The following is a 3575-nucleotide window of genomic DNA, read 5'->3' as shown; positions in this document are numbered from 1 at the left end:
GAAACTAAGCAACTATAACATTTTCCAAGGTAAATAATTAGAATGGTGTTCTAATACAGACACACCTAATTTACCTTTATTATATTTTATAGACCTACTAAGTAAGTTATAAGCCTCCGTAGCACTTTTAGTGAAAAGCACATTGTAGTTACTGGCACTTAGAAAATTTTTAATTTTTTTCTTAACAGCCTCATATTCATTAGAAAAAATTAAATCATTTTTTGAATTATGTCTCTTAATGTTTATTGGAATTCCTGAATAAACTTCTGTTAATTTATTAACAACAGCTTTTGGCTTGGGAACTGTAGCTGCATTATCAAAATAAATAATATCTGATGTTTGAAAAGAAAATAAATTCCTCAACATATTTCACCACTTTGAAAATCTACTACCATTAAAAATTTCTACTTCCTAAGATTTAAAATTCGATTTATGTAATACATTGTATTGGCACATCTTTTGGGAAATACAACTGGACCATTTAATACTACTACAGAAGTTTCCTCACTACTATGGGTTCGGCTGACTTCTCATGATTCCTTGTTACTACGCTTTCAGCGCTCATGAGACCTCACGGGATAAGTCCTACATCTTTCCTCGTTTATACAAGATATGAGGACGTTAAAAGGTTAGAGTGAAAATAGGAAATCTGACGCAGAGTCTTTAGACTCTAGAAAGATTTATCTTTTTCACACAAACCTTAGTCCGAATTCAATTACTCTCGTGATTTACGCATATAGGTTACGACTACCTATTTGGACTTTAGAGGTCTTGGCTATCTCATCTGCTAGATAGGCTTTCCTAGCACCTCTCTGTTCCTAGAACCAGGATTTCGCTATTCTTTCCTCTAACGGTTTTTATTCTAACGTCAGGGTCTATCTCCAGACCGTCTTCGTCCGCTACCTCACGATAGTCAGGATTGAGGGTCGCTATTAGGTTCATCGGTAGCTAGTGCCCACAGAGGACTTGTTCCTCAGATGTAGGCCATGACCCGTCGTACCTAAAAAACTATCCGACCTTAACTTAAGACCAGATAGTTCATCATTTTTATTTTTCAGCTGTAAGGGCAGCCATTGTGATGTAGTTGTATGGTTTGTTGAAGTGTGGCAAGAAGAAGAGGTCTGTCAATGCCAATTTATCAATTGTTACATGCTCTTGGACAGCAAGTGAGAACATGTGAATTCCCATGCTGATTGAAATATCGTGTGAAACCATTTGGGCACCAAGAATTTCACGGCTATCTTTGTCAAAGACAATCTTAATCGCTACTTCATGGTTATCGTGTTTCATGAATTCTGGTTTTTGAAGATCGTTAAATCCTGTCTCAGTCGCATTGTAACCTGCAGCTTTTGCTTTTTCAAGAGTCAAACCAGTTGAAACCATGTGAAGACCATAGATTGAGATACCGTTTGAACCTTGAACACCGATTCCTTCCAATTCATGTCCACAAGCATTGTAGGCACCAACGATACCAGTACGAACTGCGTTTGAAGCAAGGGCGATGTAGCTTGTGTCTTTACGAGCATTATCATAGACAGTCGCACAGTCACCAACTGCAAATACACCTGGAATTGAAGTTTCTTGTTTCTTATCTACAAGGAAAGCACCATTTCGGAAGAGTTCAATCTTACCGTCAGCAAGAGCTGTGTTAGGACGGAAACCAACCGCAAGAACAACCATATCCACATCAAAAGTTTCTTTATCGGTAATCAAGCGTTCAACTTTACCGTCACCTTCGATTGCTTTAACAGTTTGACCAAGAGCCAAGCGGATGTTGTGGTCTTCCAAGTTCTTCGCCATCATTTGTGTAAAGTCTTTGTCATAGTAACCGTTCAAGACAGTATCAACGATATCGACAAGGACAACTTCTTTTCCAAGACGCTCAAAGGCTTCAGCAAGTTCAACACCAATGTAACCACCACCAACAACGGCGATACGGTCAAGGTGTTGGCTCTTGTCAGCAAGTTTATTGATCACTTCTTCAGCGTTTTGGTACAATTTCACGAATTGTACGTTTTCAAGAGTTGCTTTAAATTCGCGGTTTCCTTTAAGAATTTCAACACCTTCTATTGGTGGCAAGATTGGTGTAGAACCTGTAGCGAAAATCAATTTCTCGTATGATTCTTTGTGCTCTTTTCCTTCAACTTCGGCTGTGACTACTTTGTTATCATAGTCGATTGAAAGAACAGGTGAGTTCATGTAAACCTTAGCACCTTTAGCTTCCAATTTTTCTTTATCAGAATAGAACAAGCCTTCAGCACCGTCAATTTGATTACCAATCCAAAGAGCCATTCCACACCCTAGGAAAGAGATGCTAGAGTTTTGGTCAAATACAACAATTTCGTTCTCATTTCCAAAATTATCCAACATAGTATTAATACATGCTGTACCAGCATGGTTAGCACCGACTACAACAATTTTACTCATAAAAAATTTCCTACTTTCATTCTAAATTTACCTTACTAGTATACCATTTATTGTCAGCGTTTACCAGAGGTTTGCTATTACTTTATCATTTTTTATCAAAAACAATTCTCCATTTATCCTAATTTCAAGCCTAATGAATTTTTTTAAGCATATTTCTTGACTTTTTCCAAATTTAATTTATGAAAATTCTAGCTTTATGGTATTATAATAACATGAAAATAAAATACAAGGTCTTCCATTTATATAATTATTTGATATTGCAACTTATTTTCTACAAAAGAAAAAAGTTGCTAGCTTGCCTCTTCGTTCACATTCTGAACTCCTAACGGGAACCACTATCACTATTTCATTAGTTAATGAGTGAGCAGATATCTTACTCTAAAAATCCTTTGATTTGCTCAAAAAGCTTGAATACCATTTCAATGCCAATAGTCAAGAATCTGAGTTGATGGAAATCAATTATCAAGCAGGAATAGCCCCCGTCACTGTTCATCCAGACCTGTTTGAACTGATTTCACTTGGTTTAGAGCATAGCCTAGCACTCTATAGCCAGCTCAACATCAGTATTGATCCCCTAATTCAAACCTGGCGCATTGGTTTTTCAGATGCCAAAGCTGCACAACCTCAAGAAATTGAAGCGGTGCTGTCTCTAATCAATCCTCATGATATCGAGTTAGATTCTTCTACTTCCATTGTATTCTTAAAGCAGAAAGGAATGAAAATCGATTTAGGTTGTTTAGTCAAGGGTTATAGTGCAGATAAAGGGTGCCCAATTTCTTAGAAAAGAGGGTATGACTTCTGCCTTGATCAATCTGGGAGGGAGTATCCTGACCATTGGAAAAAATCAGGCAAGAGGGGATAACCCTTGGCAAATCGAGATTCAAGATTCAGCCAATCCGAGGGGAAATCACTTAATGACCATTCCCGTTGTCAATCAATCTGTCGTGACTTCAGGCATTTATGAACGTCACCTGACAGTCGATGGACAAGATTACCATCACATTTTTGACAATAGACTTCCTGCAAAACTAGAATCCTAGTTCATGATTGATAATACCAACAATCAAATTCATTCGTAATCCGAAGCGTTTACGATGATTTCGATAGGTTGTTGAAAATATTTTAAACGTTTTCATAGTGAAATGAGA

General features: G+C 37.3%; 2 protein-coding genes and 1 pseudogene. 1 reads left to right on the top strand and 2 read right to left on the bottom strand.

The window, feature by feature from the left end; all coding sequences use genetic code 11:
• Nucleotides 1–12: 12 nt before the first annotated feature.
• Both HT736_RS11175 and HT736_RS11170 read right to left on the bottom strand, forming a co-directional pair.
• Nucleotides 13–366, bottom strand: a complete 354-nt coding sequence (locus HT736_RS11175; RefSeq protein WP_000945719.1) for an aminotransferase class V-fold PLP-dependent enzyme — start codon at nt 364–366, stop codon at nt 13–15.
• 681 nt (nt 367–1047) lie between these two features.
• Nucleotides 1048–2427: an FAD-dependent oxidoreductase gene (locus HT736_RS11170; protein WP_000036802.1), complete on the bottom strand. Its 1380-nt coding sequence runs from the start codon at nt 2425–2427 to the stop codon at nt 1048–1050.
• A gap of 295 nt (nt 2428–2722) precedes the next feature.
• Here HT736_RS11170 and HT736_RS11165 point away from each other — a divergent pair.
• Nucleotides 2723–3443 (top strand): annotated as a pseudogene (locus HT736_RS11165) (FAD:protein FMN transferase); the annotation flags it as partial.
• Nucleotides 3444–3575 lie beyond the last annotated feature (132 nt).

The sequence above is a fragment of the Streptococcus sp. 339 genome, assembly GCF_013277285.1.
Taxonomy (GTDB): Bacteria; Bacillota; Bacilli; order Lactobacillales; family Streptococcaceae; genus Streptococcus; species Streptococcus pseudopneumoniae.
The sequence above is the reverse complement of the archived record's forward strand: the minus strand, read 5'-3'. Positions and strand labels throughout refer to the sequence as shown.